Origin of the sequence: Halomonas sp. JS92-SW72, from assembly GCF_003547075.1 — a bacterium.
Lineage (GTDB): Bacteria > Pseudomonadota > Gammaproteobacteria > Pseudomonadales > Halomonadaceae > Halomonas > Halomonas alkalicola.
The window spans coordinates 1,580,140-1,607,009 of record NZ_CP032147.1; the positions used below are offsets into that span (position 1 = coordinate 1,580,140).

The window sequence follows — 26,870 nt, forward strand, 5'->3', positions numbered from 1 at the left end:
CATCCCACTATAACAAGATCACGAAAAGGATCCCTGCCATGCCCCCTGCATCCCTCACACGCCTCACCCTCGCCGTTACCACCGCCAGCCTGATCGCCGGTGGCTGTTTGACATCGGCCCTCGCCGATGACCACCAGCCGGCCTGGGCCCAGGGCCGCTCGGCCGAGATGGCCGACTCCCCGCTGGCCCCGCACGCCACACCACTGACCGTCACCGCCCCCGAGGACATCCCCCTTGACGATCTGCGCCTGCCCGACGGGTTCAGCGCCGAGCTCTGGGCCCATGGCATGCCCGGCGCCAGGATGATGGCCCGCGGCGACGAGGGCACCCTCTTCCTCGGCACACGCGGCATCGGCCGCGTCTATGCGGTGCTCGACAACGGTAGCGACGAACGCGAACACCGGATCATCGCCGAGGGCCTGACCCAGCCCAACGGCGTTGCCTTCAAGGACGGCAGCCTCTACGTGGCGGCGATCAACCGCATCTTCCGCTATGACGACATCGAGGCGCACCTGGCCAACGGCGACGTGCCGGAGCCCGAGGAGCTGACCGAGGCCTTCGGCCTGCCCGACGACCAGCACCACGGCTGGAAATTCCTGGCTTTCGGCCCGGACGGGCGGCTCTACATCCCGGTCGGCGCCCCCTGCAACGGCTGCGAGGTGGACGAGGACACCCACGCCACCATCCACAGCTTCGAACCGGATGGCTCCGACATGCGCATCGAAGCCCGCGGCGTGCGCAACAGCGTCGGCTTCGACTTCCACCCCGAGACCGGCGAGCTGTGGTTCACCGACAATGGCCAAGACTGGCTGGGGGAGCATGGCCCGCAGGATGAACTGAACCGCCTCTCCGAGAGCGGCGAGCACTTCGGCTTTCCCTACTGCCATGCCCACGGCCTGATTGACCCCGACCTCGGCGCCGAAGGCAGCTGTGACGGCATTACCCTGCCGGCGGCCCTGATGGGTGGCCATTCTGCAGCCCTCGGCATGCGCTTCTACACCGGCGACATGTTCCCCGAGGAGTATCACCATGCCATCTTCATCGCTCGCCGCGGCTCCTGGAACCGGACCCTGAGCCTCGGCTATGACGTTCAGGTGGCCCACCTCTCCGACGACGGTACCCGTGCCGCCATCTCGCCCTTCATGGTGGGCCTGCATGATCCTCACGAGAACAGCTTCCGGGGCCGTCCCGTGGACGTGCTGCAGATGCCCGATGGCTCGCTGCTGGTCGCCGACGAGCAGAACGGGGCCGTCTACCGCATCACCTACGAGACCCCGAGCTACATGGAGTGATCCCGATGCCAGTCATCCCGTGCGCGCCGCTGCGGCGCGCCCTGCTGGCATCGGGTTGCATCGCCGCCCTGTGGATGTCGCCGGTGCAGGCCGATGTCTCGCCGGCGGCCGGCCTGCCTCTCGAGGAGCAGGTGCTGATCTGCGGCGCCTGCCATGGCGACGACGGCAACTCGACCCTGCCCGGTATCCCGTCCCTGGCGGGCCAGCCCGCCCTCACCATCACCAACCAGATGATCTACTTCCGGGAACGTCTGCGCCAGGCGGAGGAGATGACGCCCCAGGCACGCGGCCTCTCCGACGCCGAGATCCAGGCGCTGGCGACCTACTATGCCGATCAGCCGGTCGCCGAACCGGAAGGAGAGCGAGACGAGGCGCTGTCCGAGAAGGGGCGTGAACTCTCCCGGCAGCAGCGCTGCGCCAGCTGCCACGGCTCGGAGTATCGCGGCCGGGATCAGATGCCACGGCTGGCAGGACAGCGCGAGGACTACCTCGTTCACGCCATGCAGGCCTACCGCGATCGCACCCGGGGCGGCCCGGACACGACGATGATCGACACCATGCGAGGCATCGACGATGAGCAGATCGAGGCGCTGGCCCACTATCTGACCCATTTCGCTCGCTGACCGCTCGACGTCGATCTGCGGACCCTTCGTCGTCGGGCAACCCTGAGCGACCCCGACAACCAACGCGGGCAGCCCCGGGGCTGCCCGCTTCGTTTCCCTTGCAGACCGACGGCCAGCCACCCTCCGCACCTCGCCTGGTCCTGGTTGCAATACCGACAAGGGGTTGCACTGATCCGCCTGCTCCTTCTCAATGTCGTGCAGTCCACGCTGGACTGATGGGACGCAAAGGCTCCCTTGCCGTGACTTCACCGACAGGAGACGCAACATGACATTCAGGACGTTGATTACCGCAACGGCACTCGGCCTTGGCCTCGGCGCCGCCGGCCTGGCCAACGCCACCGAAGTGACCCACATGGGCGGCGACATCACCGAGGAGCAGGTGCTGGAGGCCCAGCAGGCCTGGGGCGAGGCGCTGGTCGCCATCTCCCAGACCTACGAGGAAGAGGGCATCGACGCCGCCAGCGCCCTGGCCGAGGAGATCATCGCCGGCGCCTATGGCCACGACATGGGCGCGGTGCTCTTCAAGCCGACCCTGGCCGAGGCACCGCAGACCTTCCGCACCACCCCCGAGGGGGCCCTGGCCTACTTCGTCGGCCACAGCGACGAGTACAGCGCGGACAGCGGCTTCGCCTTGAAGGGCTGGCAGGAGGTCACCATCGACAACGCCGCCATCTTCATCAGCGGCGACATGGCGCTGACCATGGGCAACGTCTCGATCCTGGATGCCGACGGCAACACCACCGTGGTGGACAAGAGCTGGGGCTACCATCTGGACGACGACGGCGACCTGCGCATCGTGCTGCACCACTCATCGCTTCCCTTCACCGGGGACGAGTAAACGGCAAGGACGTCTAAAGCCAGGACGTAAAAAAGCCGGCGGTTTTCCCGCCGGCCTTTTTACGTCCGGTACTCGCGTCTTTCTGGTGTGACGGCCTGCCCCTGGCGGCGCCGGCCGGTCGGCATCAGAAGAACAGCCGCCGCAGCGCCTCGCCGGGATCGGACTCGCGCATGAAGGCCTCCCCCACCAGGAAGGCGTTGACGTCGTGCTCGCGCATGCGCAGCACGTCGTCGCGGGTGTGGATGCCGGACTCGGTGACCACGGTGACGCCTTCCGGAATCCGCGACAGCAGGTTCAGGGTGGTGTCCAGGGTAGTGTCGAAGGTGTGCAGGTCGCGGTTGTTGATGCCCACCAGGGAGAGGTCGAGGGCGAGCGCGCGCTCGAGCTCATGGGCGTCGTGGACCTCCACCAGCACGTCCATGCCGAGCTCGATGGCCTGGCGGTTGAGGTCCGCCATCTGGGCGTCCTCCAGGGCGGCGACGATCAGGAGGATGCAGTCGGCGCCGATGGCCCGGGCCTCGCTCACCTGGTAGCCGTGGGTGATGAAGTCCTTGCGGATCACCGGAAGCTCACAGGCGTCACGGGCCTCGATCAGGTAGTCCTCGTGGCCCTGGAAGAAGTCGGCATCGGTGAGCACCGAGAGGCAGGCGGCTCCCCCCTTGGCGTAGCTCGCGGCGATCTCGGCGGGGTGAAAGTCCTCGCGGATCACCCCCCTGGAGGGGGAGGCCTTCTTGACCTCGGCGATCACCGCCGGGTCGCCGGCGGCGATCATGCGCTGCATGGCCGCCACGAAGCCGCGCGGTGCGCTCTGCTCGGCGGCCAGGCGCAGCAGCTCGGCCTCGGGGACGGCGCGGGAGCGCTCGGCCACCTCCTCGTCCTTGCGCGCCAGGATGCGGGTCAGGATGGTGGGGGTCGCCCCCGGGGATGCGCTCATGATGTGACTCCTTGTAGGCGGTGCGCTGAGACAGGGGGTGCGCCAAGAGAACGGGGCGCGCTCACTGCAGGAACACGCGGGTGAAGTTGGCCAGCTCCCGGAGCTTCTCCAGGGGCAGTTTGGAGGCCTGGGCGTCCTGGGCCAGGGCCACGCCCTCCTTGAGGCTGTCGGCGATGCCCGAGGCGTAGAGCGCCGCGCCGGCGTTGAGGGCGACGATATCGGCTGCCGGGCCATCCCCCACCAGCGCCTGCTCCACCAGCCGCAGGCTGTCCTCGGCGGACTGCACCCGCAGCGGGTCCAGGGACTGACGCGGGATGCCGAGCTCCTCGGGGGTGATCACGTACTCGGTGATCTCGCCTTCCTTCAGCTCGGCCACCCGGGTTGGCGCAGCCAGGGAGATCTCATCCAGACCGTCTTCTGCATGCACCACCAGCACGTGGCGGCTGCCCAGGCGGCGCAGCACCTCGGCCATCAGCGGCACCAGCTCCGGGGAGTAGACACCCAGCACCTGGTTGGGGGCGCCGGCGGGGTTGGTCAGGGGGCCGAGGATATTGAACAGGGTGCGCACGCCCATCTCCCGGCGCGGCCCCACCGCATGGCGCATGGCCGGGTGGTGGTTGGGGGCGAACATGAAGCCCACGCCCACCTCGGCGATGCAGCGCGCCACCTGCTCGGCGTCGATGTCCAGGTGGATGCCGGCCACGGCGAAGAGGTCGGCGCTCCCCGACGAGGAGGAGACGCCGCGGTTGCCGTGCTTGGCCACGTGGCCGCCGGCGGCGGCCACCACGAAGCTGGCCGCGGTGGAGACGTTGAAGAGGTTGGCGCCGTCGCCGCCGGTGCCGACGATGTCCACCACGTTCTCGAGCGCGGCCGGCAGCCGCACCGGCTTCATCAGCTCGCGCATCACCTGGGCGGCGGCGCTGATCTCCTCGGCGGTCTCGCCCTTCATGGCCATGCCCATCAGGAAGGCGGCGATCTGAGCGTCGCCGGCCTCACCGGTCATGATCTGGCGCATCACCTCATGGGTCTCGTCGAAGGTGAGGTTGTCGCGGCGCATCAGGGCGCCGAGGGCATCTCGCATCTGCATCATGGCTCTCCTCGACTCAGGCACGGCCCAGCGGCGCTTGAGGACGACGTTGTAGGAAGTTGGCCAGCAGCTCATGGCCCTGGCGGGTGAGGATCGACTCGGGGTGGAACTGCACCCCTTCGACGTCGAGCTCGCGGTGGCGAAGCCCCATGATCAGCCCCGGGGTGACGTCATCGTCAGCGGTCCAGGCGGTGATCTCCAGGCAGTCGGGCAGCGAGGCGCGCTCCACCACCAGCGAGTGGTAGCGGGTCACCTCCAGGGGGTCATCGAGGCCTGCGAAGACCCCCAGGCCCGAGTGGCGAATGGCCGAGGTCTTGCCGTGCATCACCTGGGGGGCGCGCACCACCTGGCCGCCGTAGACCTGCCCGATGGCCTGGTGGCCCAGGCAGATGCCGAGGATCGGCAGCCGGCCGGCGAAGTGGCGGATGGCCGCCAGGGAGATGCCCGCCTCGTTGGGCGTGCAGGGCCCCGGCGAGATCACCAGATGGGTGGGGGCCATGGCCTCGATCTGCTCGAGGGTGATGGCGTCGTTGCGGTGGGTCGCCACCTCGGCGCCCAGCTCCCCCAGGTACTGCACCACGTTGAAGGTGAAGCTGTCGTAATTGTCGATCATGCAGACTTTCATGGGTCTCTCCGGCGCCTTATTCGAGGTTGTCCAGGCCGCGCTCGGCCATGGCCACGGCGCGGAACAGGGCGCGCCCCTTGTTGAGGGTCTCCTGCCACTCCATCTCGGGCACGGAGTCGGCGACGATGCCGGCACCCGCCTGGACATGCAGCTGGCCATCCTTGATCACCGCGGTGCGGATGGCGATGGCGGTGTCCATGTTGCCGTGCCAGGAGAGATAGCCCACCGCCCCGGAGTAGATGCCGCGCTTGACCGGCTCCAGCTCGTCGATGATCTCCAGCGCCCGGATCTTGGGGGCGCCGGAGACGGTGCCCGCCGGGAAGGTGGCGCGCAGGGCGTCCATGGCGGTCAGCCCCGGTTTCAGCTTGCCGGTGACGTTGGAGACGATATGCATGACGTGGGAGTAGCGCTCCACCACCATCTCCTCGGTGACCTTCACCGAGCCGGTCTCGCTGATGCGCCCCACATCGTTGCGGCCGAGATCGATCAGCATCAGGTGCTCGGCGCGCTCCTTGGGATCGGCCAGCAGCTCCGCCTCCAGCGCCTGGTCCTCCTCCTCGCTGCGGCCGCGCTTGCGGGTCCCGGCGATGGGGCGCACCGTCACCTCGCCCTCCTCCAGGCGGGTCAGAATTTCCGGCGAGGAGCCGGCCACCTGATGATCGCCGAGGTCGAGGAAGAACATGTAGGGCGAGGGGTTGAGGCTGCGCAGTGCCCGGTAAAGGTCGAGCGGCGCGGCGCGGTAGGGAATCGACATGCGCTGGGAGGGCACGCACTGCATGACGTCACCGGCCAGCACGTACTCCTTGATGGTCTCCACCGCGGCCTTGAAGCCCGCCTCGGTGAAGCCGGAGGTGAAGTCGCCCTCCTCCACCGCGGCGCCGCCGGTGCCAGGGCTGATGGTGTTGAGGGTGGCACTGCGCAGGCGGATCTCCAGCTCTTCCAGGCGCTGCACCGCGCGGGGGTAGGCCTTTGGCTCGGCGGGGTCGGCATGGGTCCAGAGCGCCAGGCGCCCGGAGAGGTTGTCGAAGACCACCAGCTCGTCGCACACCATCAGCAGGATATCGGGCACGCCCAGCGGGTCGGGCTTGGCGGCGGCGGCCTCACTGCGAAGCCGCGGCTCGATATAGCGGATGGTGTCGTAGCCGAAGTAGCCCACCAGGCCACCGTCGAAGCGCGGCTGGTCGTCCAGGCGCGGCACCCTGAAGCGGGCCTGGAACTGCTCGATCCACGCCAGCGGGTCCTCCACCTCGGCCACACCCTGCTGCTCGCCGTCGACGATATGGCTCACCGCGAAGCCGCGCACCTCGACGCGCTCGCGGCTGGGCAGGCCGATGATGGAGTAGCGCCCCCACTTCTCGCCGCCCTGTACGGACTCCAGCAGGAAGGACCAGGGGGCATTGGCCAGCTTGAGATAGGTGGAGAGCGGGGTGTCGAGATCGGCCAGCACCTCGCGGGTGACCGGAATACGGTTGTAGCCGGCGTCGGCCAGCTCGCGGAAGCGTTCGGGAGTCATCATGCCCGGGAATCCTCGGTGTAACGGGTTGGCGATGGGGCGCAGGGCGGCGCGACCTGAAGGTAGCCAGCGCCGCGGCTCAACATGGAAGGAGCGTCACCATCGCCAGCCGCCGCGGAGCGGCGAGCGGCGCAGGCGGGGCTCGGCGGCCGGGGAGCCACCGAAGGCAGGGCAGGTGTCCGACAGGGTGCGGCTGTTCATCGAGAGGCTTCCGCTTCTTATAGCAATAACATATTGATTAGGCCGCGCTTATAGCATTAGCCGAATTCACGTTAAACGAGTTCCACCAGCGATTCAACCACGCCATCCGGGCCGCTCTCGCGCACCGGCTCGCCGTGGTTGTAGCCGTAGGGCACCGCCAGGGTACGAAAGCCGGCGGCCTGACCGGCGGCGATATCGTGACGGGAGTCCCCCACCATCAGGCAGGCCCGTGGGGCCAGGCCGAAGTGGCTGGCCACGTGCAGCAGCGGCGCCGGATGAGGCTTCTTCTCGGGCAGGCTGTCGCCACCCAGGCAGAGGGCGAAGTGCTCGGCAAGCGCCAGCCCCTCCAGCAGCGGGGCAATAAAGGCATAGGGCTTGTTGGTCACCAGCGCCAGCGGCAGGCCGCGCTCACGCAGGGCATCCAGGCACTCGCGCACGCCGGGGTAGAGCCGAGTATGGGCGCCGGGGTCACGACCGTAGTGCGTAAGGAATGCCGCATGGGCGCGCTCCAGAAGGGGCTTGTCGACCTCAGCAGCAGTGGCAAGCGAGGCTTTCCCGGCGACTGATCTACGAGGGGGCGCTGTGAACCCCTCCCTGGGCGCTACCGATGCCCTGCTTCGCTCTCGCGTCCCGCTTCGCTCGCAGGTCCGGTGCTGGCCATCCATGGCCAGCCCGTTCGGAGCTCGCTCGCAGGTCCGGTGCTGGCCATCCATGGCCAGCCCGTTCGGAGCAGTGCTCCTCACCCCTGGCATAGGACCCCCTCTACGATCAGTCCCCGGCGCCTCGCTGGCAGACGTTGCGAACCGCAGCGCGCGCTCCATCAACACTAGCGAGCCGTTGCCGACCCAGTCGCGCACCCTCGCCTCGCCGGCGGCGGGCAGGCCGAGGTCTGCCAGGGCCGCGTCCACGGCCAGCGCCAGATCGGGCACCGAGTCGATCAGGGTGCCGTCCAGGTCGAAGGCCACCAGCTCGATGCCGTCGAGAATGGGGTGCATGCTTGCTCCTCTGCGTTGCTGATCGTCCTGCACTGGCTGGCGTGCCGCCAGCCAGGCGCGCTTGCGGGTCGCCGAGAGCCGCTTGATCTCGGCCTCGAGGCGCAGCGCCTCGCCGTGGCTGCCCACCGGCTCGCGGTGACGCAGGGTCAGGGGGCCGCGGCCGCGCAGTGCCTTGGCGCCGCGGCCGGCGGCATGCTCCGCCAGGCGCCGGTCGACGTCGGTGGTGATGCCGGTATAGAGCGCCCCGCCCGCCGTCTCCAGCAGGTAGAGGTGCCAGACCGGCGCCTCGGCGGCGGGGGGCTGCTCGCTCACGGCCTCAGCGCGCGCCGGCCAGCTGCTCTCGGAAGTCGCGCAGCACGGAGTCGTAGCGGTGCGGGTCGGCCTCGTTTCTGGCCTTGAACACCGCCGAGCCCGCCACGAAGGTGTCGGCGCCGGCCCGGGCGATCTCGGCAATGTTCTCCACCTTCACCCCACCGTCGATCTCGAGGCGAATATCGCGGCCGGAGGCGTCGATGCGGCTCCGCGCCTCGCGCAGCTTGTCCAGGGTGCCGGGGATGAAGGCCTGGCCGCCGAAGCCGGGGTTGACGCTCATCAGCAGCACCATGTCCACCTTGTCCATCACGTAGTCGAGATAGGAGAGCGGCGTGGCCGGATTGAACACCAGGCCCGCCTGGCAGCCGCCGTCGCGGATCAGCTGCAGCGAGCGGTCGATGTGGTCCGAGGCCTCGGGGTGGAAGGTGATGATGCTGGCGCCGGCGTCGATGAAGTCGCCGATCAGCCGATCCACCGGGCGCACCATCAGATGCACGTCGATGGGCGCGGTGACACCGTGCTTGCGGAGCGCCTCGCAGACCATGGGCCCGATGGTCAGGTTGGGCACATAGTGGTTGTCCATCACGTCGAAGTGGACGATATCCGCGCCGGAGGCCAGCACGTCATCCACCTCCTCACCCAGGCGGGCGAAATTGGCGGAGAGGATCGAGGGGGCGATCAGGAAGTCGCGGGGCGCATCGGTCATGACGGTGTCCAGGGGTCGCTTGCGAGAGGGCATATTCTACCAGAGGCTCAGGCGGCCCGGCAGCGCAGGGGCGAGACGCTCCCCGCAGGGATATATTCTTTAATCGAATAAAAAAAACCATTGTAATTACCATTGTCGAGATTTACCCTTCCGGCAATCTCACCCAGTTCCGGAGTGCCTTCCATGACCCTGCGCCCCCTCTTTCAGCGCTCGCTGCTTGCCATCGCCCTCGGCGTAGGCCTCGCCGGCCCGGCCGCGGCGGCAGAGCGCGAGCTGCTCAACTCCTCCTACGACATCGCCCGCGAGCTCTTCTCGGCCATCAACCCCGACTTCGTGGCCCACTGGCAGGAGACCCAGGGCGAGACGGTGGCGGTCAGCCAGTCCCACGGCGGCTCCTCCGCCCAGGCCCGCGCCATCCTGCAGGGGCTGCGCGCCGACGTGGTGACCTACAACCAGGTCACCGACGTCCAGGCCCTGGCCGACGGCGGCCTGGTGGACGAGGCGTGGCAGGAGGCCCTGCCCAACAACGCCTCGCCCTACTACTCCACCACCGCCTTCCTGGTGCGCAAGGACAACCCCAAGGGCATCGAGAGCTGGGATGACCTGGTACGCGACGATGTCCGCATGGTCTTCCCCAATCCCAAGACCTCCGGCAACGGCCGCTACACCTACCTGGCCGCCTGGGGCTTCGCCGACCAGCACTTCGACGGCGACGAGGAACAGATCCACGACTTCATGCGCACCTTCCTGCGCAACGTGGCGGTGTTCGACACCGGCGGCCGCGGCGCCACCACCAGCTTCATCGAGCGGGGCCTTGGCGACGTGCTGATCAGCTTCGAGTCCGAGGTCAACAACATCCGCGGCGAGTACGGCGAGGATGACTATGAAGTGATCGTGCCGCCGGTGAGCATCCTGGCGGAGTTCCCGGTAGCGGTGGTCGCCCCCAACGCCGAGCGCAACGGCACCACCGACCTGGCCCAGGCCTACGTGGAGTACCTCTACGGCGAGGAGGCCCAGCGCACCCTGGCCGGCTTCAACTACCGCGTGCATCACGAGGCGGTGGTCGAGGAGTTCGCCGACCAGTTCCCGGAGACCGAGCTTCTGCGCGTCGAGGAGATCTTCGGCAGCTGGGATCAGGCCATGGAAGAGCACTTCGCCGGCGGCGCCCTGCTCGACCAGCTGCAGCGCCGCTGAGCCACCCGCGCCTTCGGAGACGAGCCACGCCCATGAGCACCCGCGCCCTTCCCTTCGCCATCGGCCGCGCCCCCAAGCGGGTGCTGCCGGGGTTCGGCCTGTCGCTGGGCGTGAGCCTGCTGTTCGTGTCGCTGGTGCTGCTGCTGCCGATGACCGGCCTGTTCGGCCAGCTGGCCGGACTGAGCCTCGCCGAGTACTGGGCGATCATCAGCGACGGCCGGGTGGTGGCCAGCTACACGGTCACCATCGGCGCCGCCTTCGTGGCGGCGCTGGTGAACGCCGCCTTCGGCCTGCTGCTGGCCTGGGTGCTGGTGCGCTACGAGTTTCCCGGCAAGCGCCTGCTCGACGCCCTGATGGACCTCCCCTTCGCCCTGCCCACGGCGGTGGCCGGCATCACCCTGGCCACCCTCTACTCGAGCAACGGCTGGATGGGCCGACTGCTCGAGCCGCTGGGGCTGCAGGTGGCCTACACCTGGGTGGGCATCGCGCTCGCCATGGCCTTCACCAGCATCCCCTTCGTGGTGCGTACCGTGCAGCCGGTGCTGGAGGACCTGCCCCATGAAGTGGACGAGGCGGCGCTGACGCTGGGCGCCAGTGACGCCACGGCGTTTCGGCGGGTGATCCTGCCTCACCTGTGGCCGGCACTGGTCACCGGCACGGGACTGGCCTTCGTGCGCTCGCTGGGCGAGTTCGGCGCCATCATCTTCATCGCCGGCAACATGCCCTACGAGACCGAGATCACCGCGCTGATGATCTTCGTGCGCCTTCAGGAGTACGACTACGCCGGCGCCTCGGCCATCGCCTCGGTGGTGCTCTTCGTGTCGCTGGCGCTGCTGCTGGCCATCAACATCTGGCAGGGGCGCTTCATCAAGCGCCTGCATGGAGGACGCGGCTGATGCAACGGATCGGTGATGCCCCGGCGGTGCGCCGCACCCTGGTTGCCGCAGCCCTGCTGCTGGCCGCGCTCTTCCTGCTGCTGCCGCTGGTGGCGATCTTCGCCCAGGCCTTCGCCCAGGGCGTGGGCGTGTTCTGGGCCAACGTCAGCAACCACTACACCCTGCGCGCCATCGGCCTGACGCTGTTCATCACACTGCTGACCATTCCGGTCTGCCTGGTGTTCGGCGTGGCCCTGGCCTGGCTGGTGACCCGCTTCAGCTTCCCGGGGCGACGCCTGCTGCAGACCCTGATCGATATCCCCTTCGCGGTCTCGCCGGTGGTGGCGGGCCTGGTCTACCTGCTGCTCTACGGGCGCAACGGCTGGCTGGGCGGCTGGCTCGACGGCCACGACATCCAGCTGATGTTCGCCTGGCCGGGCATCCTGATGGTGACCATCTTCGTCACCTGCCCCTTCGTGGCCCGGGAGCTGATCCCGCTGATGCAGGCCCAGGGCTCTCGCGAGGAGGAGGCCGCCGTGACCCTCGGCGCGCCGGGCTGGACGATCTTTCGCCGGGTCACCCTGCCCAATATCCGCTGGGCGCTGCTCTACGGGGTGATCCTCACCAACGCCCGGGCGGTGGGCGAGTTCGGTGCCGTCTCGGTGGTCTCCGGGGCCATCCGCGGCCAGACCATGACCCTGCCGCTCCACCTGGAGCAGCTCTATCAGGACTACAACACGGTCGGCGCCTTCGCCAGCGCCTCGCTGCTGGCGCTGATCGCCCTGCTCACCCTGGCCGCCAAGGCCACGCTGGAATGGCGCGCCGCGCGCCAGGAGGCCCTCGCATGAGCATTCGTCTGCAGAACATCGGCAAGCACTTCGGCAGCGGCCGCCAGCGCACCCAGGCGCTGGAGCCGGTGAACCTCGACATCCATGACGGCGAGCTGATCGGCCTGCTCGGCCCCTCGGGCTCGGGCAAGACCACCCTGCTGCGCATCATCGCCGGTCTCGAACACGCCGACCGGGACAGCGGCGCCCGTATCCTCTTTGGCGACCGCGACGTCACCCAGGTGCACGTGCGCGATCGGCGCATCGGCTTCGTCTTCCAGCACTACGCGCTGTTTCGCCACATGACGGTATTCGACAACGTCGCCTTCGGCCTCACGGTGATGCCGCGCAGGAACCGCCCCACCGCGGGCGAGATCCGCGCCCGGGTTCACCGCCTGCTGGAGATGGTGCAGCTCGAACAGCTGGCCCACCGCTATCCGGCCCAGCTCTCCGGCGGCCAGCAGCAGCGGGTCTCCCTGGCCCGGGCGCTGGCCCTGCGCCCCGACGTGCTGCTGCTCGACGAGCCCTTCGGGGCGCTGGACGCCAAGGTGCGCCAGGACCTGCGCCGCTGGCTGCGCCACCTGCACGACGAGCTGGGCTTCACCAGCATCTTCGTGACCCACGACCAGGAGGAGGCCCTGGAGCTCTCCGACCGCGTCGCGGTGATGAGCAACGGCCGCATCGAGCAGATCGACACCCCGGACGCGGTCTACAAGGCACCGGCCAACCGCTTCGTCTTCGAGTTCCTGGGCGACGTGAACCACCTGGAGGGCGAGGTGCGCGACGGGGTGCTCACCTGCGGTGAAGCACGCCTCTCGGTGTCGCTGCCCGACGGCCCCGAGGAGCTGCTGCTGCGCCCCCACGAGGTGCAACTGGCGTCGTCGCCGACACCCGAGGCCAGACTTCCGGTCACGGTCACCGCCATCTCCCCGGTGGGGGCCGAGGTGCGCGTGGAGCTGGCCGCGGACTGGCTCGGTGAGCCGTGGCTTGCCACCGTACGTCACGCCGACTACGAGCGACTCGACCTGGCCCGCGGCCAGCGGCTCTATGCCATCCCGAGGCGCTGGCACCGATTTCCCGACGCCACCCGAGCCCGGGCGTTGAGCCCCCTGGCCAGCGCCGCCTGAGGCCTTCGCACAGAACCTTCCATCTCTCCCCAGGTCTCTCTTAGGGTTAGCGGCGCCCCAGGCGCCGCCTCCCGGGCCTGGCGGCCCCCTTCCCGCCACGGCCTTGTGACCGATACCCGAGACGATCCGTCACCTGCCGCGATGCAGCGCCTGCACGCTCCCGGCCGCGACGCCGTCGTCCTGGCCACAGAGGAGAGAGGTGCTGCATGCTGATCAAGACGGTCAAGCCAGGTGATCTACGCGAGTCGGCGGTGACGCCGGAGTCTGTCTACCTCTCCCGCCGACGTTTCATGGGTGGCATGGCGGGACTCGGCGCCGGCCTTGCCCTGCTCGGCCCCGGGCTTGCCAGCGCCGACGGCAGCGGCGAGACAATCGGCGACGACGCGCCCGAATGGCTGGCCGACAAGCTGCGCGAAGCCCGGCTCGGCGTCGTCACGCCCGACGACCCGGCACAGGACCGCCTCACCCCCTTCCGGGATGCCAGCACCTACAACAACTTCTACGAGTTCGGTCCCGACAAGTCCGACCCCGCCCGCCTGGCCCACCGGCTGCAGACCGCCCCCTGGAGCGTGGTGATCGACGGCGAGGTGAACAACGGCGGGCGCCTGGATCTGGAGGAGATCGCCCGCCCCTCGCAGTTCGAGGAGCGCATCTATCGCCTGCGCTGCGTGGAGGGGTGGTCGATGGTCATTCCCTGGCTGGGTATTCCGCTGGCCGAGGTGATCAGGCGCGCCGACCCCACCAGCCGGGCGCGCTACGTACGCTTCGAGACCCTGGTGGACCCCGAGCAGATGCCGGGGCAGCGCTCCGTCTTCTCGGCGATCGACTGGCCCTACGTCGAGGGGCTGCGCCTGGATGAGGCCATGCACCCGCTGACGCTGCTGGCCATGGGCATGTACGGTCGCGAGCTGCCCAACCAGAACGGCGCCCCCCTGCGGCTGGTGGTGCCCTGGAAGTACGGCTTCAAGAGCATCAAGTCGATCGTGCGCATCTCGCTGGTCGAGGAGCAGCCGATGAACACCTGGCAGCAGATCGCCCCCGTCGAGTACGGCTTCTACGCCAACGTGAACCCCGAGGTGGACCACCCCCGCTGGAGCCAGGCCACCGAGCGTCGGCTGCCCAACACCCTCTTCCGGCCCAACATCATCGAGACTCAGCTGTTCAACGGCTATGCCGACGAGGTGGCGAGCCTCTATGCCGGGCTGGACCTGAGGACCCATTACTGATGACGGCCAGCCATGGCTGGTGGCTGTGGCGCGGCGGAGTCTTCCTGGCGGCGCTGGCGCCGCTGGGAATCTGGGCGTGGCAGGTGGCCACCCACGCCGCCGGCCCCGAGCCGGGGCGCTTTCTGCTGCTCAATACCGGCCTCGGCGCGCTCTGGATGCTGCTGCTCACCCTGAGCCTCACGCCGCTGACCCGCCTGACCCGCTGGAAGGGGTTCACCCTGATCCGCAGGCAGCTCGGGCTCTGGACCCTCGCCTACGCCTGCCTGCACGTGCTCAGCTATGCGCTGTTCATTCTCGGGCTCGACTGGGCGCTGCTCGGCAGCGAGCTGGTCAAGCGGCCCTACATCATCGTCGGCATGCTGGCGCTGCTGGGCCTCATGGCGCTGGGCGCCACCTCCAGCCACTGGGCCATGCGCCGCCTGGGGAAGCGCTGGAAGCCGCTGCACCGGCTCGCCTACCCCATTCTCGGCCTGGTCCTGCTGCACTTCTTCTGGGTCGTGCGCGCCGACCTGAAGGAGTGGGTGATGTATGCCGTCGCCGCGGCGCTGATCATGGCGACTCGCCTGCCCCCGGTCGCCCGCGCCCTGCCCAGGGTGCGCCGGGCGTTCAGCCGCGCCTGAACGCGGTCGGCCAGGCTATCTCTCAGCGCTGCCAGGCCATCAGGGTCTCGGGCTCGCCGGTGAGCGGCTCGATACGCTCCTCGACCACCTGGAAGCCCAGGCGACGATAGAAGGAGACCGCGCGCACGTTGCGCGAGAAGACGCACAGCGACAGCCGGGCGTGGTGGGCCATGGCATGCGCCATCAGCCGCGAACCGTGGCCGTAGCTCTGCACCTCGGGGTCGATGAAGAGGGCCTCGAGGCGCTCGCCGTTGAGCGCGGCAAAGCCGATCACCCGCCCCTCCACCTCGAGCACCAGCAGCTCCTCGGCGCCGGGCAGGTGGTCACTGGCCATGGCGTCGCGATGGGACCCCCAGAACGCCGCCGGGATGAAGTCGTGGGCGCGCAGGGAGGCCCTGAGCCAGATATCGGCCAGCCGCGGAATCTCGTGCGGGACGGCAGGACGAATCATTGCGCTTCTCCAGTGGGCGATACCGACGGGCAACGTCTCCGGGGCGCCTGCCTGAAGCGCCCTGACTGAAGTGTACCGTTGAGGCAGGCCCCCTGCCCGAGGAATTCCGGGGCCCGGGGCGAGGCGATATACTGGCGGCCCCAACCCTTATCCCCCGTCGCCCCAGGGAGTTACCCCATGCTGCAGCGTCGCCGTCTTCGTACCCGTCTGTTTCGCCTGTCTGCCGGCCTGCTGGCGGCTGGCCTGCTCAGCGCCTGCGCCAGCCCCCACTACCTGCAGCTCAACCCCCAGCGCAGCGCCGAGGTGCCGGTCACCGGCAGCGGTCAGTCAGTGACGGTGATCGCCGTGGACGGCCGCGACAGCGAAGTGATCGGCACCCGCACCGGCAGCGCCATGTCCACCGCCACCATCACCGCCAACGCCCACGAGCTGGTGCCGCGCCTGCAGCGCGAGGCCGAGCGCGCGGTGCGCGACATGGGCTTCAGCCCCACCACCGAAAGCGCCCCGAACCGCCCCAGCCTGACCCTGACCCTGGACCACCTGGGCTACGAGCGCGGCCAGAGCCGGCCGGTGATCGACGAGGCACGCCTGGAGGCGGTGTTCATCGCCGAGGCGCGCAACGGCGGCAACACCTACACCGGCACCTACACCTCGCGCCGCACCCAGAGCTACGCCGTGCGCCCGGATCGCGACACCAACACCCGCATGGTCAACGACCTGCTCTCCGACGGCCTGAACCGGGCCTTCCGGGACCCGGAGCTGGGGCAGCTGCTGGCGCGATAAGCGATCGGATACGCCAACTCAGCGAGGGCGCCCACCGGGCGCCCTCGCTGCGTTCGGGTGTCCGCGGCTACTCCAGCGGCCCGCGGCGCACCAGCGCCCAGACGCTCTCGCGGAAGCCGCTGCCGGCCTCCGGCTCGCCCTGCGCCAGCAGGGTGACCCGGAAGTTGGGCGCGAACAGCTCGCGCACCTCATCGGGGGGCACACTGAACGGCGGGCCGCCTTCATCGCCCGGCTCTCGCTCGAGGCTGATCAGCAGGCCGCGGCTGCCCGGCGGGACCAGCTGGGCCAGGTGGAAGGCATAGCGCTGGCGCGTGGCCGGCGGCAGCGCGATCAGCGAGGCACGGTCGTAGAAGGCCCCGATCTCCGCCGCCTGCTCGATGTGAAAGTGGAAGAAGTCGCCCTGCCACAGCTCCACGTTAGCCTGGCGGCAGATCTGGAACCCCGCCTGATGATAGCGGGTGACCACCCCCTGCCCCTCGGCCACGAACTGCTCGATCGCCTCCGGCGCCAGCTCGATGCCCAGCACCGGATGGTCATGGCCGGCCAGCCAGCGCATGTCCAGGCTCTTGCCGCATAGCGGCACCAGCACCTTGGTTCCCGGCCTGACCTCCAGGCCGGGCCAGTGGGCCACCAGCATGGGGTGGGGACGCTCGAGGTGGAACCCGATGCGCCCTTCACGCCAGCGGTCGAGCCATTCGTTCGCCATGGCGCCCTCCTCAGAACCAGCGGTCGCGCTTGCGCTTGCGACGCGGCAGGTGGGGCACGATCAGGCCGACCAGCAGGCCGGCCCCGGCCACGCCGCCACCGTACATGAAGTAGCGCATCAGCAGGTCCTCCTCCTGGGTGTCCAGGCGCGCCTGCAGCTGGCGGATGGTCTGGCGGGACTGCTCGGTCTCGGCGTCCAGCGCCTCGTTGCGCGCCTCGAGGTCGGCGATCCGCGCCTCGCGGGTCTCCAGGGCCTCGCGCTGGTTGGCGGTGCGGCTCTCCCACTCCTCGTTGATGCCGTCGAGCTCGGCAGAGAGCTCGGCCACCTGCTGCTCCAGCGCCGGCACGCGGACCTGGGCGCTGGGGGTCTCCTGCAGCTCGCTGGTGAGAATCCAGACGCTGTTGCCGTCGGCATTCTGCACCCGGGTGTAGTTGCCGCTGGTCTCGAGCTGCGTCACCGGCTCGCCGGCGGTGAGGGTACCGATGATGCGATAGCCGTCGGTGGGACCGCTGCGCACGTAGGTGGTCAGGGAATCGCTGACCCAGTGGGTCGCGTCGTTCTGCTGGGCCTGCAGGGGCAGGGCCAGAAACCCCAGGGCAAGGCCCAGGCTGAGTCGTGTGATGTCGTGTCGTGTCATGCCACTGTCCTGGCTAAAGCTGGCGGATTTCCACTCTGGCGCGACCTGTGTCCGACGCCGGCTTCCTGCCGACGCCGCTGCGATGAGATCTCCGGCCACTCGGGCCGTTTTCCGCAGGAGCTTTTCCACAGCTCCTGTGGACAAGGTTCGGGACAACCGCTGGAAAGGGGTCGCCCGGCGGCGTGGCGCCTGCCCTGCGCCCATTCTGATCACTTCGTGACCAACCGCCCTCAGCGCTTCGGGGGAGAGGGCGGCGAGAAGGGCCGCGGAAACTCGGCGACCCGCCCGTCGCTCTTCACCGCCCGAGGCGGCCCCTCCCGCTCCACCTCGTCGATGCGCACGATGGCATTGAGCGGAAGATAGCTGCGGATGACCCCCTCGAAGGTGAGCCGCAGCTTGTCCGCGGAGGGGTCCACCACCAGCCGGGAGGCATCCTCGAAGACGAACTCCTCGACCTCGATGAAGCCCCACAGGTCACTCTGGAAGATCTCGCGCGCGTAGAGCTCCCACACTTCTCCCTGCTGGTGAAAAACCACCCGATAGATAGGCTTCGCCGCCATGGTGCTGAGTGTCCCTCGAACCGTGTTCCGACAAGAGGCGCAAGCGTAGCACACTCCCGCGGTCGACGGCCCATGCTGGCCCCGTTGCCGGGCCATGCGTATAATGCCGGGTTACTTTTCGACCCGACCGGTCAGGCCCGCCGCGGCCGCACGTTCACGACACTCCCCCTTCATCCACTGGTGACAGACGTCGGGCGCCTGGCGCCACGACCCAATTCTTATGGCGAAGAAACTCTTCATCAAGACGCACGGCTGCCAGATGAACGAGTACGACTCCGCACGCATGGCGGATCTGCTCGGCGAATCCCACCGGCTCGAGCTCACCGACGACGAGCGCGAGGCCGACGTCATCCTGCTCAATACCTGCTCGATCCGCGAGAAGGCCCAGGAGAAGGTGTTCCACCAGCTGGGGCGCTGGAAGAAGCTCAAGGAGGCCAACCCCGATCTCGTGATCGGCGTCGGCGGCTGCGTGGCCAGCCAGGAGGGCGAGGCGCTGCGCAAGCGCGCGCCCCACGTCGACATGGTGTTCGGCCCCCAGACCCTGCACCGGGTGCCCGCGATGCTCGACGCCCGTCAGCAGGACCAGATCTCGGTGGTGGACGTCACCTTCCCCGAGATCGAGAAGTTCGACCACCTGCCCAAGCCGAGCTCCGATGGCGCCACCGCCTTCGTCTCGGTGATGGAGGGGTGCTCGAAGTACTGCACCTTCTGCGTGGTGCCCTATACCCGCGGCGAGGAGGTCTCGCGCCCCTTCGAGGCGGTGATGGACGAGGTGATCCACCTGGCCGACCAGGGCGTGCGCGAGATCAACCTGCTGGGCCAGAACGTCAACGCCTACCGCGGACTCAACCAACTGGGCGACGAGATCGACCTGGCCGAGCTGATCAGCTGCGTGGCGGCCGTCGAGGGGATCGACCGCATCCGCTTCACCACCTCCCACCCGGTGGAGTTCTCCGACAGCCTGATCGAGGCCTTCGGCGAGATCCCGGAGCTGGTCAGCCACCTGCACCTGCCGGTGCAGTCCGGCTCCGACCGGATACTGGCCGCCATGAAGCGCGGCCATACCGCGGCGGAGTACATCGAGAAGATGGAGCGCATCCGCGCGCTGCGCCCGGACATCAGCTTCTCGTCGGACTTCATCGTCGGCTTCCCCGGCGAGAGCGACGAGGACTTCGCGGCCACCATGGACCTGATCCATCGCATCGGCTTCGACCACTCCTTCAGCTTCGTCTACTCGGCGCGCCCCGGCACCCCGGCGGCCGCCCTCGAGGACGACACCCCGGAGGCCACCAAGAAGCAGCGCCTGGCGATCCTCCAGGAGCGCATCAACCAGCAGGCGATGCAGATCAGCCGGCGCATGGTGGGCACCACCCAGCGCATCCTGGTCACCGGCTTCGCGCCCCGCGACCCGGGCCAGCTCTCCGGGCGCACCGAGAACAACCGGGTGGTCAACTTCCGTGCCGCCAACCCCATGGAGCTGATCGGCTTCTTCGTCGACGTGGAGATCACCGAGGCGCTGCCCAACTCGCTGCGTGGCGAACTCGCCTCGCCCGAGATCTACTGACGCCCCGCCCCTTTATTGCCCCGGCATGCGCCGGGGCAGTAAGCTGCCCTAAATCCAACTTCCACGGGATCCGCCAGTCTTGAGCCAGCCATCCTCCCCGGCCAATCGCATCATCACCCTCAATCTCGAGCCCAATGACCCCCGCCGCCTGGCCAACCTGTGCGGCCAGCGCGACGAGCACCTCAAGCTGGTGGAGGCGCGCCTCGGCATCACCCTGCGCAACCGCGGCAACATCTTCCAGCTGGCGGGCCCAATCCACCGGGTCAAGGCCGCCGCCAACCTGCTCGAACACCTCTACCGCGAGACCGAGGCCAGCGACCTGGAGCCCGACACCGTGCATCTCTTCCTGCAGGAGTCCGGCCTCGAGGCGCTGGAGGAGGAGGAAGGTGGCGCGGCCGACGGCGAGGTGCTGCTGCGCACCCCGCGCACCCTGATCAAGCCGCGAGGCCTCAACCAGCAGGCCTACGTGCAGAGCATTCGCGCCCACGACATCAACTTCGGCATCGGGCCGGCCGGCACCGGCAAGACCTACCTGGCCGTGGCCGCCGCGGTGGAGGCGCTCAACCAGCAGGAGGTACGTCGCATCCTGCTGGTGCGCCCGGCGGTGGAGGCCGGCGAGAAGCTCGGCTTCCTGCCCGGCGATCTGGCCCAGAAGATCGATCCCTACCTGCGCCCCCTCTACGACGCCCTCTACGAGATGATCGGCTTCGAGCAGGTGGCCAAGCTGATCGAGCGCCAGGTGATCGAGATCGCGCCGCTGGCCTACATGCGCGGGCGCACCCTCAACAACGCCTTCATCATCCTCGACGAGAGCCAGAACACCACCCGCGAGCAGATGAAGATGTTCCTGACCCGCATCGGCTTCGGCTCCACCGCGGTGATCACCGGCGACGTGACCCAGGTCGACCTGCCCCGCGGCCAGACCTCGGGGCTGATCCAGGTGCTGGAGGTGCTCAAGGGCACGCCGGGGATCGGCACCACCCACTTCGCCGCCAAGGACGTGGTGCGCCACCCCCTGGTGCAGCGCATCATCGAGGCCTACGACCACTACGAGGCCGAGCAGGAGGTCGCCGAGCGCGCCCGCAAGCAGGCCCGGGAGCAGGAGCGCGAGGCGCTGCGTCTCGAGCGACAGGAGCGCCTCGACCGCGAGCGTGGCGAGCCATGAGCCTGCGGGTCGACCGCCAGCAGGCCGTCGCGGCCGAGGGGCTCCCCGGCCAGGCCGAGCTCGAGGCCTGGGTGGCGGCGGTGCTCGCTCGCCATGAGGTCGACGCCGACAGCGAGCTGACGTTGCGCCTGGTGGACGCCGAGGAGAGCCGCGCGCTCAACCGCGACTACCGCGGGAAGGATCGCCCCACCAACGTGCTCTCCTTCCCCTTCGAGTGCCCGCCGGGCGTGGCGCTGCCGCTGCTGGGCGACCTGGTGATCTGCCACCCGGTGGTGGCCGCCGAGGCCAGCGAGCAGGACAAGGCCCTGCGCGATCACTACGCTCATATGGTGGTGCATGGCACCCTCCATCTGCTCGGCTATGACCACCTCGAGGATGACGAGGCCGAAGCGATGGAGCAGCTCGAGCGCGAGATCCTCGCCGAGCTGGGCATCGACGACCCCTACCGAGACGCGGGCGGTAGCGCCCGCGACGACGCAGCGACCGAGGACGAGAGACCCGACCCATGAGCGAAGACCGAACGAGCGGCCAGGGCAGCCGATCCTGGCTGGAAAAGCTCTTCAGCGCGCTTTCCAGCGACAGCGACGAGCCCAGTTCCCGTGACGAGTTGCTCGCCTTCCTGCGCCAGGCCGCCAGCCGCCTGAAGCTCGAGCAGGACGCCATGATGATCATCGAGGGCGCCCTGAAGATCAGCGACCAGCAGGTGCGCGAGGTGCTGATCCCCCGCTCCCAGGTAACCGCCATCGGCCTCGACCAGCCCCTGGAGGAGTACCTGCCGATCATCCTCGAGGCCGGCCACTCCCGCTACCCGGTGATCGGCGAGAACCTCGACGAGGTCAAGGGCATCCTGCTGGCCAAGGACCTGCTCCCGCTGCTCCAGGGCGGCCAGCAGAATGGCCGCCCCTTCCGGCTCGAGGAGGTGGTGCGCACGGCGCTCTTCGTGCCGGAGTCCAAGCGCCTCAACAGCCTGCTCAAGGAGTTCCAGGACACCCACAACCACATGGCCATCGTGGTGGACGAGTACGGCGGCACCGCGGGCATCGTCACCATCGAGGATATCCTCGAGGAGATCGTCGGCGAGATCGAGGACGAGCACGACGCCGACGAGGAGGAGGATATCCGCGCACTGGGAGAGGGGCGCTACGCCATCCGCGCCCTGACCCCCATCGAGGACTTCAACGAGCGCTTCGCCACCCGCTTCTCCGACGAGGAGTTCGACACCCTCGGGGGGCTCGTGATGCAGCGCTTCGGCCACCTGCCCGGGCGCGGCGAGCACACCGAGATCGGCGGCTGGCGCTTCACCGTGCTCAACGCCGACAACCGCCGCATCCGCCTGCTGGAGGCGGAGCCCTGCAGCGGGCAGGACGACGCCTGAGGCCCCGCTGCCCGTCACCCCCTTGATTCAGCCCCCAACACGGACGGTCACCATGTCTGAGCTTCGCCTCTCTCCGCTTCTCGGCTGCCTGCTGGCACTGGCCGCCGGGGTCCTCACCACCCTCACCGCCTCGCCCTTCGAGCTGTGGTGGCTCGGCCCGGTCGCGGTGGGCCTGGTCTACCTGGGCATCCAGGCGCTCACCCCCGGCCAAGCCGCCCTGCGCGGCTGGTGCTATGGCCTCGGCCTGTTCGGCTCCGGCGCCTCCTGGGTCTATGTCTCGATCCACGACTACGGCTACACCGGCGTGCCCCTGGCGGTGTTTCTCACCGCGCTGTTCGTGGCCAGCATGGCGCTGTTCCTGGCGGTGACCCTGTGGCTCTACCGGCGCCTCACCGGGCCGCGGCTGGCCTTCCTGGCGTTTGCCGGCGCCTGGGTGCTGGGCGAGTGGCTCAGGACATGGCTCTTCACCGGCTTTCCCTGGCTGCTGCTGGGCTCCGCCCACGTGGACTCGCCGCTGGCCCCCTGGGCGCCCGTCGGCGGCGTCTACCTGCTGTCGCTGATCACCGCCCTCACCGGCACCCTGCTGGTGGAGTTCCTGGCGCGGCGCTGGTGGGCCGCGGCCCCGGTGGCCGCCCTGTGGCTCATCCCCCTGGCGCTGCCGACCCAGTGGACCCAGCCCGCCGGCGAGCCGCTGCGGGTCGCCCTGCTGCAGGGCAACCTGGACCAGCTGATCAAGTGGACACCGGAGGGCCAGCGCGAGGCGGCCAACATCTACGCCGAGCTGACCCGCACCCAGCCCGACGACCTCGACCTGATCGTCTGGCCTGAGGCGGCGCTGCCGATGTTCGAGGACCAGGCGCGGCCGATTCTCGAGCGGGTACAGTCCAACCTCTCCCCCGACACCGCCCTGCTCACCGGCATCCTGCAGCGCGACGCCGAAGGGCGCTACTTCAACAGCGTGATCGGCCTCGGCAACGCCGAGGGAGAGTACCGCAAGGAGCATCTGGTGCCCTTCGGCGAGTACCTCCCCCTGGAGAGCCTGCTGCGTGGCACCATCGCCTTCTTCGACCTGCCGATGCCCGCCATGACCCCTGGACCCTCGGGCCAGGCGCCGATGGTCGCCGCCGGCACCACCATCGGCAACGCCATCTGCTACGAGATCATCTATGCCGACCTGGTGGCCGAGCGCGCCCGGGACAGCGCCCTGCTGATGACGGTCTCCAACGACACCTGGTTCGGCGAGTCCATCGGCCCCCTGCAGCACCTGCAGATGGCGCGCCTGCGCGCCCTGGAGAACGGCCGCTACCTGGTGCGCGCCACCAGCAACGGGGTGACCGTGATCGTCGACCCGATGGGCCGCATCACCGCCCGCGCGCCCCAGTTCGAGGTGGCGAGCATCAGCGGCGAGGTGCGGCCCATGGCGGGCCTCACCCCCTTCACCCGCAGCGGCAGCTGGCCCACCTGGCTGCTGGCCGCGCTGCTGGTGCTGCCGAGCCTGAGGCTGCGCCGCCGCTCCACTCCGTAGGAGCTCGATTCATTGGGCGATGGAGATTGGGCGATGCCCCAACGAGAAGCGCCCGGCCGATGACTCGGCCGGGCGCTTCTTCTTTACCACTTATTTACCGCTTGTCGCCCAGGGCGTGACGCTCAGGATGTCTGCGCCGCCGGGACTTCGCCGAGCACCTCGGGGATGGTCATCTTGACGTAGCGGCCGGGGGCCGGCTCGAGGATATCGAGCTCGCCGTCGCCCGGCTGACGGGCCGGCACCATCTTCTCGGCATCGGCATAGCCGTTCTCGGTCATCCACGCCTGCCAGTGGGGCCACCAGGAGCCTTCATGCTGCTCGGCGCCGGCCAGCCACTCCTCGTGGGTCTCGGGCAGGGCATCGTTGGTCCAGTAGCCATACTTGTTCTTGTGGGGCGGATTGACCACCCCCGCGATATGGCCGGAGCCCCCCAGCACGAACTTGACCGGCCCCTTGGGCAGCAGCGCGCCGTAGTAGGTGCTGTTCCACTTGGCGATATGATCCTCCCGGGTGGAGAGGAAGTAGCTGGGCGTGGAGATCTTGCGCAGGTCGATCTTGACGCCGTCCAGCTCGATGCCCCCCGGCTGCACCAGGCGATTCTCCAGGTAGAAGTGTCGCAGGTACCAGCCATGGGTACCGGCCGGCAGGTTGGTGCCATCGGTGTTCCAGTAGAGCAGGTCGAAGGGCGCCGGCACGTCCCCCTTCAGGTAGTTGCTGATGTAGAACGACCAGAACAGGTCGTTCTCGCGCAGCAGGTTGAAGCTGAAGGCCATGACGCGGCCGTCCAGGTAGCCGTTCTGCGCCATCTTGGCCTCGATGCCCTGGAGCACCGGCTCGGAGAGGAAGACGCCGATCTCGCCCGGGTCGCGGAAGTCCTGGAGGGTGGTCATGTAGGTGACCGACTTCACCTTGCGGCCGCGACGGGTGCTGGTCAGGTAGGCCACCGTGGAGGCGGCCAGGGTGCCGCCCACGCAGTAGCTCAGCAGGTTGACCGACTTCTCCCCGGTGGCCTGCTCGATCGCCTCCATGGAGGCGATGGGGCCGAGCTGCATGTAGTCGGCCCAGGTCAGGTCGCGCTGCTCGGGGCCCGGGTTGCGCCAGGAGATCAGGAACACGGTGTGGCCCTGCCCCACCAGCCACTTGACCAGGGAGTTGTCCTCGCGCAGGTCGAGGATGTAGTACTTGTTGATCCACGGCGGCATGACCAGCAGCGGGGTCTTGAAGACCTGCTCGGTGGTCGGCGCGTACTGGATCAGCTGGATCAGCTCATTCTCGTAGACCACTGAGCCTGGGGTCACGGCGATGTTCCTGCCGACCTCGAAGGCGCTGCGGTCGGTCATGGTGACGTTGAGCCCTTCGGCGGAGTTGGCCAGGTCCTGGCGCAGCCGCGCCAGCCCATCCACCAGGTTCTGGCCGCGGCTTTCCATGGTGCGGCGCATCACCTCGGGGTTGGTGGTGACGAAGTTGGTGGGCGCCATGGCATTGACCAGCTGGCGCGCATAGAAGCCCAGGCGCTGCTTCTGGTCGGCCGGCAGCTCCAGGCCGTCGATCAGCTCCTCGACCATGCGCGAGAAGAGCAGGTACTGCTGCATGAGCGCCAGGTAGTAGGGGTCGCTGGTCCAGGCCTCGTCAGTGAAGCGACGATCGCCCTTGTGCGGCGTCACCAGCGGCTCGACCGGCTCGCCGGCCATGGCGCGCAGGCCGTTCTGCCAGAGCTGGAACTGGTCCTGCATCAGCCGGGCCTGGGTCTGCCACAGCTGGGGCGGGTTGCCCATCAGCGACTCGGCCGCCGCCTGGAAGCTCTCCCGCATGTCGCCGTAGACGGAGTCGGCGGCATCGCTTGGCACCATGCGCTCCAGCAGATCGCCCATCAGGGCGCGATACTCCTCGCCGATCTCCTTCAGCTGGACGTTCCACGCCTCGAGCTCGGCCTGTGTCGGTGCTTCAACCCCTGGCTGCATTGACCCCTCCTGACGCGCCGGCCACCGCCGCGGTGCCGGCTGCAAATAGCTCAATCCGCCACCCGTCATGGACGGGTGGCGGGTTGTTCAGCGGCGCGTCTGGGCGCGCCATGAGTTCCCTGCCCGGCAACGGTGTCTCAGCTCTTGCTGGCACCGCGGGTGGAGGCGGCCTTGGCCGGCTCGGCCTTCGCCTTCTCGCCGGCCGCGGCCTTGGTGGCCACCTGCTCGGCCAGCTTGGCCTGCTCGGCGAAGAGCTTCTCGAGCTCGGCCTTGAACTCCAGGCTCATCTCGGAGAGCGCCTTGGCGTCCTCGAGCATCTGCTGGGAGAGCTGGTTCATCACCTCGGCCTGGCGGGCGCTGAAGGCCTGCATGGAGTCGGCGTCGCTGACCTCGCTGGCGTCACGCAGGCGCTCGGTGCCGAGCTGGCTGTAGCGCTTCATGGACTCCATCTGGTACTGGGTCAGCTTCTCCATGTTGTCCAGCATCAGGGAGTTGAGCTTGCGCATCGGCTCGAAGAACTGGCGGGTCTGCTCGTTGAAGGCGTCGATCATCTTATTGTCCTGCATGAGGTGGTCTCCCGAAACGGTGACGGATGGCGGGCGAGGCGCCCGGCATGTTGCACTGCACAAAGCCTAGTCTGCCACGCCCCAGGTTGCAAGACGATGAAAGGCGAATGCCGGCCGTGCTCAGCTATCGCGCTTGGCCCGCGAACGGGCGCTGGCGGCCCCCTTCTTCGCCGTGCCACGGCTGCCGGTGGCCTTGCTCGTCGAGCCGGCAGCGGCGTCGGCCGAGGCGCTACCCGCCGCTGATTCCCTGGCCTCGGGCTTGCCCTGGGCGGCGCTCTGGCCGGCCTGCTTTAGTATGTCGAGCATCATCTGCTGGTAGGTGCCGAAGCTCGAGAGGCCCTGGGAGAGCCCCTGGGAGAGGCCCTGGGTCAGCCCCTGCCCCATGCCCGACTGCTGCAGGAAGGGCTGCATCAGGCTCATCGGGTCATAGCCCTCCACCCCGGACTCCATCTGCTTCTGGATCTGCTCCATCAGCTGCTGCTGGAAGACCGCCACGTCGGGCAGGCCCAGCGACTGGCGAAACTCCTCGGGGGTCAGGTCGAACTCGACATTGATCTTCATGGCATTGCCCTTGCGGTGGTG

The 26,870-nt window shown here is 68.6% G+C and carries 28 protein-coding genes and 1 pseudogene; 15 read left to right on the plus strand and 14 right to left on the minus strand.

Translation table 11 applies throughout. The features are described from left to right. Positions 1 to 38: 38 nt before the first annotated feature. The 3 genes from D1793_RS07400 (at position 39) to D1793_RS07410 (ending at position 2,753) form a co-directional block, all read left to right on the plus strand. Positions 39 to 1,292 (plus strand): PQQ-dependent sugar dehydrogenase, encoded by a 1,254-nt coding sequence (locus D1793_RS07400; RefSeq protein WP_119021593.1) that lies wholly within the window; start codon positions 39 to 41, stop codon positions 1,290 to 1,292. Between the two features lie 5 nt (positions 1,293 to 1,297). Further along, positions 1,298 to 1,915, plus strand: coding sequence for a c-type cytochrome (locus tag D1793_RS07405; RefSeq protein ID WP_119021594.1), 618 nt, complete (start codon positions 1,298 to 1,300; stop codon positions 1,913 to 1,915). 265 nt (positions 1,916 to 2,180) lie between these two features. Next, positions 2,181 to 2,753, plus strand: coding sequence for a phosphoribosyl-AMP cyclohydrolase (locus D1793_RS07410; protein WP_119021595.1), 573 nt, complete (start codon positions 2,181 to 2,183; stop codon positions 2,751 to 2,753). A gap of 124 nt (positions 2,754 to 2,877) precedes the next feature. Here D1793_RS07410 and trpC read toward each other — a convergent pair whose 3' ends face one another. From trpC to rpe, 7 genes and pseudogenes are all read right to left on the minus strand, one after another. Then, positions 2,878 to 3,687, minus strand: a complete 810-nt coding sequence (gene trpC / locus D1793_RS07415; RefSeq protein WP_119021596.1) for an indole-3-glycerol phosphate synthase TrpC — start codon at positions 3,685 to 3,687, stop codon at positions 2,878 to 2,880. A 61-nt stretch (positions 3,688 to 3,748) separates the two neighbouring features. Then, positions 3,749 to 4,774: an anthranilate phosphoribosyltransferase gene (gene trpD, locus D1793_RS07420; RefSeq protein ID WP_110069411.1), complete on the minus strand. Its 1,026-nt coding sequence runs from the start codon at positions 4,772 to 4,774 to the stop codon at positions 3,749 to 3,751. A gap of 16 nt (positions 4,775 to 4,790) precedes the next feature. Beyond that, complete coding sequence (locus D1793_RS07425; protein ID WP_110069384.1) at positions 4,791 to 5,399, minus strand: aminodeoxychorismate/anthranilate synthase component II; 609 nt, start codon at positions 5,397 to 5,399, stop codon at positions 4,791 to 4,793. A gap of 16 nt (positions 5,400 to 5,415) precedes the next feature. Next, complete coding sequence (gene trpE, locus D1793_RS07430; protein WP_119023617.1) at positions 5,416 to 6,912, minus strand: anthranilate synthase component I; 1,497 nt, start codon at positions 6,910 to 6,912, stop codon at positions 5,416 to 5,418. 272 nt (positions 6,913 to 7,184) lie between these two features. After that, positions 7,185 to 8,108: a phosphoglycolate phosphatase gene (gph, locus tag D1793_RS07435; protein ID WP_240407822.1), complete on the minus strand. Its 924-nt coding sequence runs from the start codon at positions 8,106 to 8,108 to the stop codon at positions 7,185 to 7,187. 72 nt (positions 8,109 to 8,180) lie between these two features. Beyond that, positions 8,181 to 8,420, minus strand: a pseudogene (locus tag D1793_RS19830) (GIY-YIG nuclease family protein); the annotation flags it as partial. Between the two features lie 4 nt (positions 8,421 to 8,424). After that, positions 8,425 to 9,126 carry a ribulose-phosphate 3-epimerase gene (rpe, locus tag D1793_RS07440; RefSeq protein ID WP_110069382.1) on the minus strand — a complete coding sequence of 234 codons (702 nt, stop codon included), beginning with the start codon at positions 9,124 to 9,126 and terminating at the stop codon, positions 8,425 to 8,427. A 183-nt stretch (positions 9,127 to 9,309) separates the two neighbouring features. Here rpe and cysP point away from each other — a divergent pair, with 183 nt between their 5' ends. The 6 genes from cysP to msrQ all read left to right on the plus strand — a co-directional run bounded on the left by cysP (position 9,310) and on the right by msrQ (position 14,995). Further along, complete coding sequence (gene cysP, locus D1793_RS07445) at positions 9,310 to 10,320, plus strand: thiosulfate ABC transporter substrate-binding protein CysP (protein ID WP_110069381.1); 1,011 nt, start codon at positions 9,310 to 9,312, stop codon at positions 10,318 to 10,320. A gap of 32 nt (positions 10,321 to 10,352) precedes the next feature. Beyond that, on the plus strand, positions 10,353 to 11,216 hold the full coding sequence (cysT, locus tag D1793_RS07450) for a sulfate ABC transporter permease subunit CysT (protein ID WP_110069380.1): 864 nt from the start codon (positions 10,353 to 10,355) through the stop codon (positions 11,214 to 11,216). Further along, complete coding sequence (gene cysW, locus D1793_RS07455; protein WP_119021598.1) at positions 11,216 to 12,043, plus strand: sulfate ABC transporter permease subunit CysW; 828 nt, start codon at positions 11,216 to 11,218, stop codon at positions 12,041 to 12,043. Before cysT ends, cysW begins: the two co-directional genes overlap by 1 nt. Continuing rightward, a complete protein-coding gene (locus D1793_RS07460; protein ID WP_119021599.1) occupies positions 12,040 to 13,149 on the plus strand; it encodes a TOBE-like domain-containing protein in 1,110 nt (369 codons plus the stop codon). Before cysW ends, D1793_RS07460 begins: the two co-directional genes overlap by 4 nt. 206 nt (positions 13,150 to 13,355) lie before the next feature. Then, positions 13,356 to 14,375 carry a protein-methionine-sulfoxide reductase catalytic subunit MsrP gene (msrP, locus tag D1793_RS07465; protein ID WP_119021600.1) on the plus strand — a complete coding sequence of 340 codons (1,020 nt, stop codon included), beginning with the start codon at positions 13,356 to 13,358 and terminating at the stop codon, positions 14,373 to 14,375. Further along, positions 14,375 to 14,995 (plus strand): protein-methionine-sulfoxide reductase heme-binding subunit MsrQ, encoded by a 621-nt coding sequence (msrQ, locus tag D1793_RS07470; RefSeq protein WP_119021601.1) that lies wholly within the window; start codon positions 14,375 to 14,377, stop codon positions 14,993 to 14,995. The genes msrP and msrQ overlap by 1 nt, the downstream gene beginning before the upstream one ends. A gap of 22 nt (positions 14,996 to 15,017) precedes the next feature. Here the strand turns inward: msrQ and D1793_RS07475 are convergent, their stop codons facing one another. Continuing rightward, complete coding sequence (locus tag D1793_RS07475) at positions 15,018 to 15,446, minus strand: GNAT family N-acetyltransferase (RefSeq protein ID WP_119021602.1); 429 nt, start codon at positions 15,444 to 15,446, stop codon at positions 15,018 to 15,020. 177 nt (positions 15,447 to 15,623) lie between these two features. Between D1793_RS07475 and D1793_RS07480 the strand changes: the two genes are divergently transcribed. After that, on the plus strand, positions 15,624 to 16,229 hold the full coding sequence (locus D1793_RS07480) for a YajG family lipoprotein (protein ID WP_119021603.1): 606 nt from the start codon (positions 15,624 to 15,626) through the stop codon (positions 16,227 to 16,229). 67 nt (positions 16,230 to 16,296) lie between these two features. On the opposite strand, the gene D1793_RS07485 is transcribed toward D1793_RS07480, so the two are convergent. The 3 genes from D1793_RS07485 to D1793_RS07495 all read right to left on the minus strand — a co-directional run bounded on the left by D1793_RS07485 (position 16,297) and on the right by D1793_RS07495 (position 18,132). Further along, a complete protein-coding gene (locus D1793_RS07485) occupies positions 16,297 to 16,935 on the minus strand; it encodes a thiopurine S-methyltransferase (protein ID WP_119021604.1) in 639 nt (212 codons plus the stop codon). Between the two features lie 10 nt (positions 16,936 to 16,945). Beyond that, positions 16,946 to 17,572 carry a TIGR04211 family SH3 domain-containing protein gene (locus D1793_RS07490; protein WP_119021605.1) on the minus strand — a complete coding sequence of 209 codons (627 nt, stop codon included), beginning with the start codon at positions 17,570 to 17,572 and terminating at the stop codon, positions 16,946 to 16,948. Between the two features lie 230 nt (positions 17,573 to 17,802). Then, entirely contained in the window at positions 17,803 to 18,132 is a 330-nt protein-coding gene (locus tag D1793_RS07495) for a DUF1820 family protein (RefSeq protein WP_119021606.1), read from the minus strand. 220 nt (positions 18,133 to 18,352) lie between these two features. Here D1793_RS07495 and miaB point away from each other — a divergent pair, with 220 nt between their 5' ends. The 5 genes from miaB (at position 18,353) to lnt (ending at position 23,761) form a co-directional block, all read left to right on the plus strand. After that, positions 18,353 to 19,696, plus strand: coding sequence for a tRNA (N6-isopentenyl adenosine(37)-C2)-methylthiotransferase MiaB (gene miaB / locus D1793_RS07500; protein WP_110069373.1), 1,344 nt, complete (start codon positions 18,353 to 18,355; stop codon positions 19,694 to 19,696). A gap of 79 nt (positions 19,697 to 19,775) precedes the next feature. After that, a complete protein-coding gene (locus tag D1793_RS07505; protein WP_110069372.1) occupies positions 19,776 to 20,861 on the plus strand; it encodes a PhoH family protein in 1,086 nt (361 codons plus the stop codon). Further along, entirely contained in the window at positions 20,858 to 21,370 is a 513-nt protein-coding gene (gene ybeY / locus D1793_RS07510) for an rRNA maturation RNase YbeY (RefSeq protein ID WP_110069371.1), read from the plus strand. The genes D1793_RS07505 and ybeY overlap by 4 nt, the downstream gene beginning before the upstream one ends. Next, the gene (locus tag D1793_RS07515; protein ID WP_110069370.1) at positions 21,367 to 22,236 is read left to right on the plus strand and encodes a transporter associated domain-containing protein; all 870 of its coding nucleotides are present in this window, start codon (positions 21,367 to 21,369) and stop codon (positions 22,234 to 22,236) included. The genes ybeY and D1793_RS07515 overlap by 4 nt, the downstream gene beginning before the upstream one ends. Before the next feature lie 52 nt (positions 22,237 to 22,288). Then, the gene (gene lnt, locus D1793_RS07520) at positions 22,289 to 23,761 is read left to right on the plus strand and encodes an apolipoprotein N-acyltransferase (RefSeq protein ID WP_119021607.1); all 1,473 of its coding nucleotides are present in this window, start codon (positions 22,289 to 22,291) and stop codon (positions 23,759 to 23,761) included. A 122-nt stretch (positions 23,762 to 23,883) separates the two neighbouring features. On the opposite strand, the gene phaC is transcribed toward lnt, so the two are convergent. The 3 genes from phaC to D1793_RS07535 form a co-directional block, all read right to left on the minus strand. Further along, the gene (gene phaC / locus D1793_RS07525; protein WP_119021608.1) at positions 23,884 to 25,722 is read right to left on the minus strand and encodes a class I poly(R)-hydroxyalkanoic acid synthase; all 1,839 of its coding nucleotides are present in this window, start codon (positions 25,720 to 25,722) and stop codon (positions 23,884 to 23,886) included. A 137-nt stretch (positions 25,723 to 25,859) separates the two neighbouring features. Continuing rightward, on the minus strand, positions 25,860 to 26,288 hold the full coding sequence (locus D1793_RS07530) for a phasin family protein (RefSeq protein WP_119021609.1): 429 nt from the start codon (positions 26,286 to 26,288) through the stop codon (positions 25,860 to 25,862). 120 nt (positions 26,289 to 26,408) lie between these two features. Continuing rightward, positions 26,409 to 26,849 (minus strand): DUF6489 family protein, encoded by a 441-nt coding sequence (locus D1793_RS07535; protein ID WP_119021610.1) that lies wholly within the window; start codon positions 26,847 to 26,849, stop codon positions 26,409 to 26,411. Positions 26,850 to 26,870: the final 21 nt, after the last annotated feature.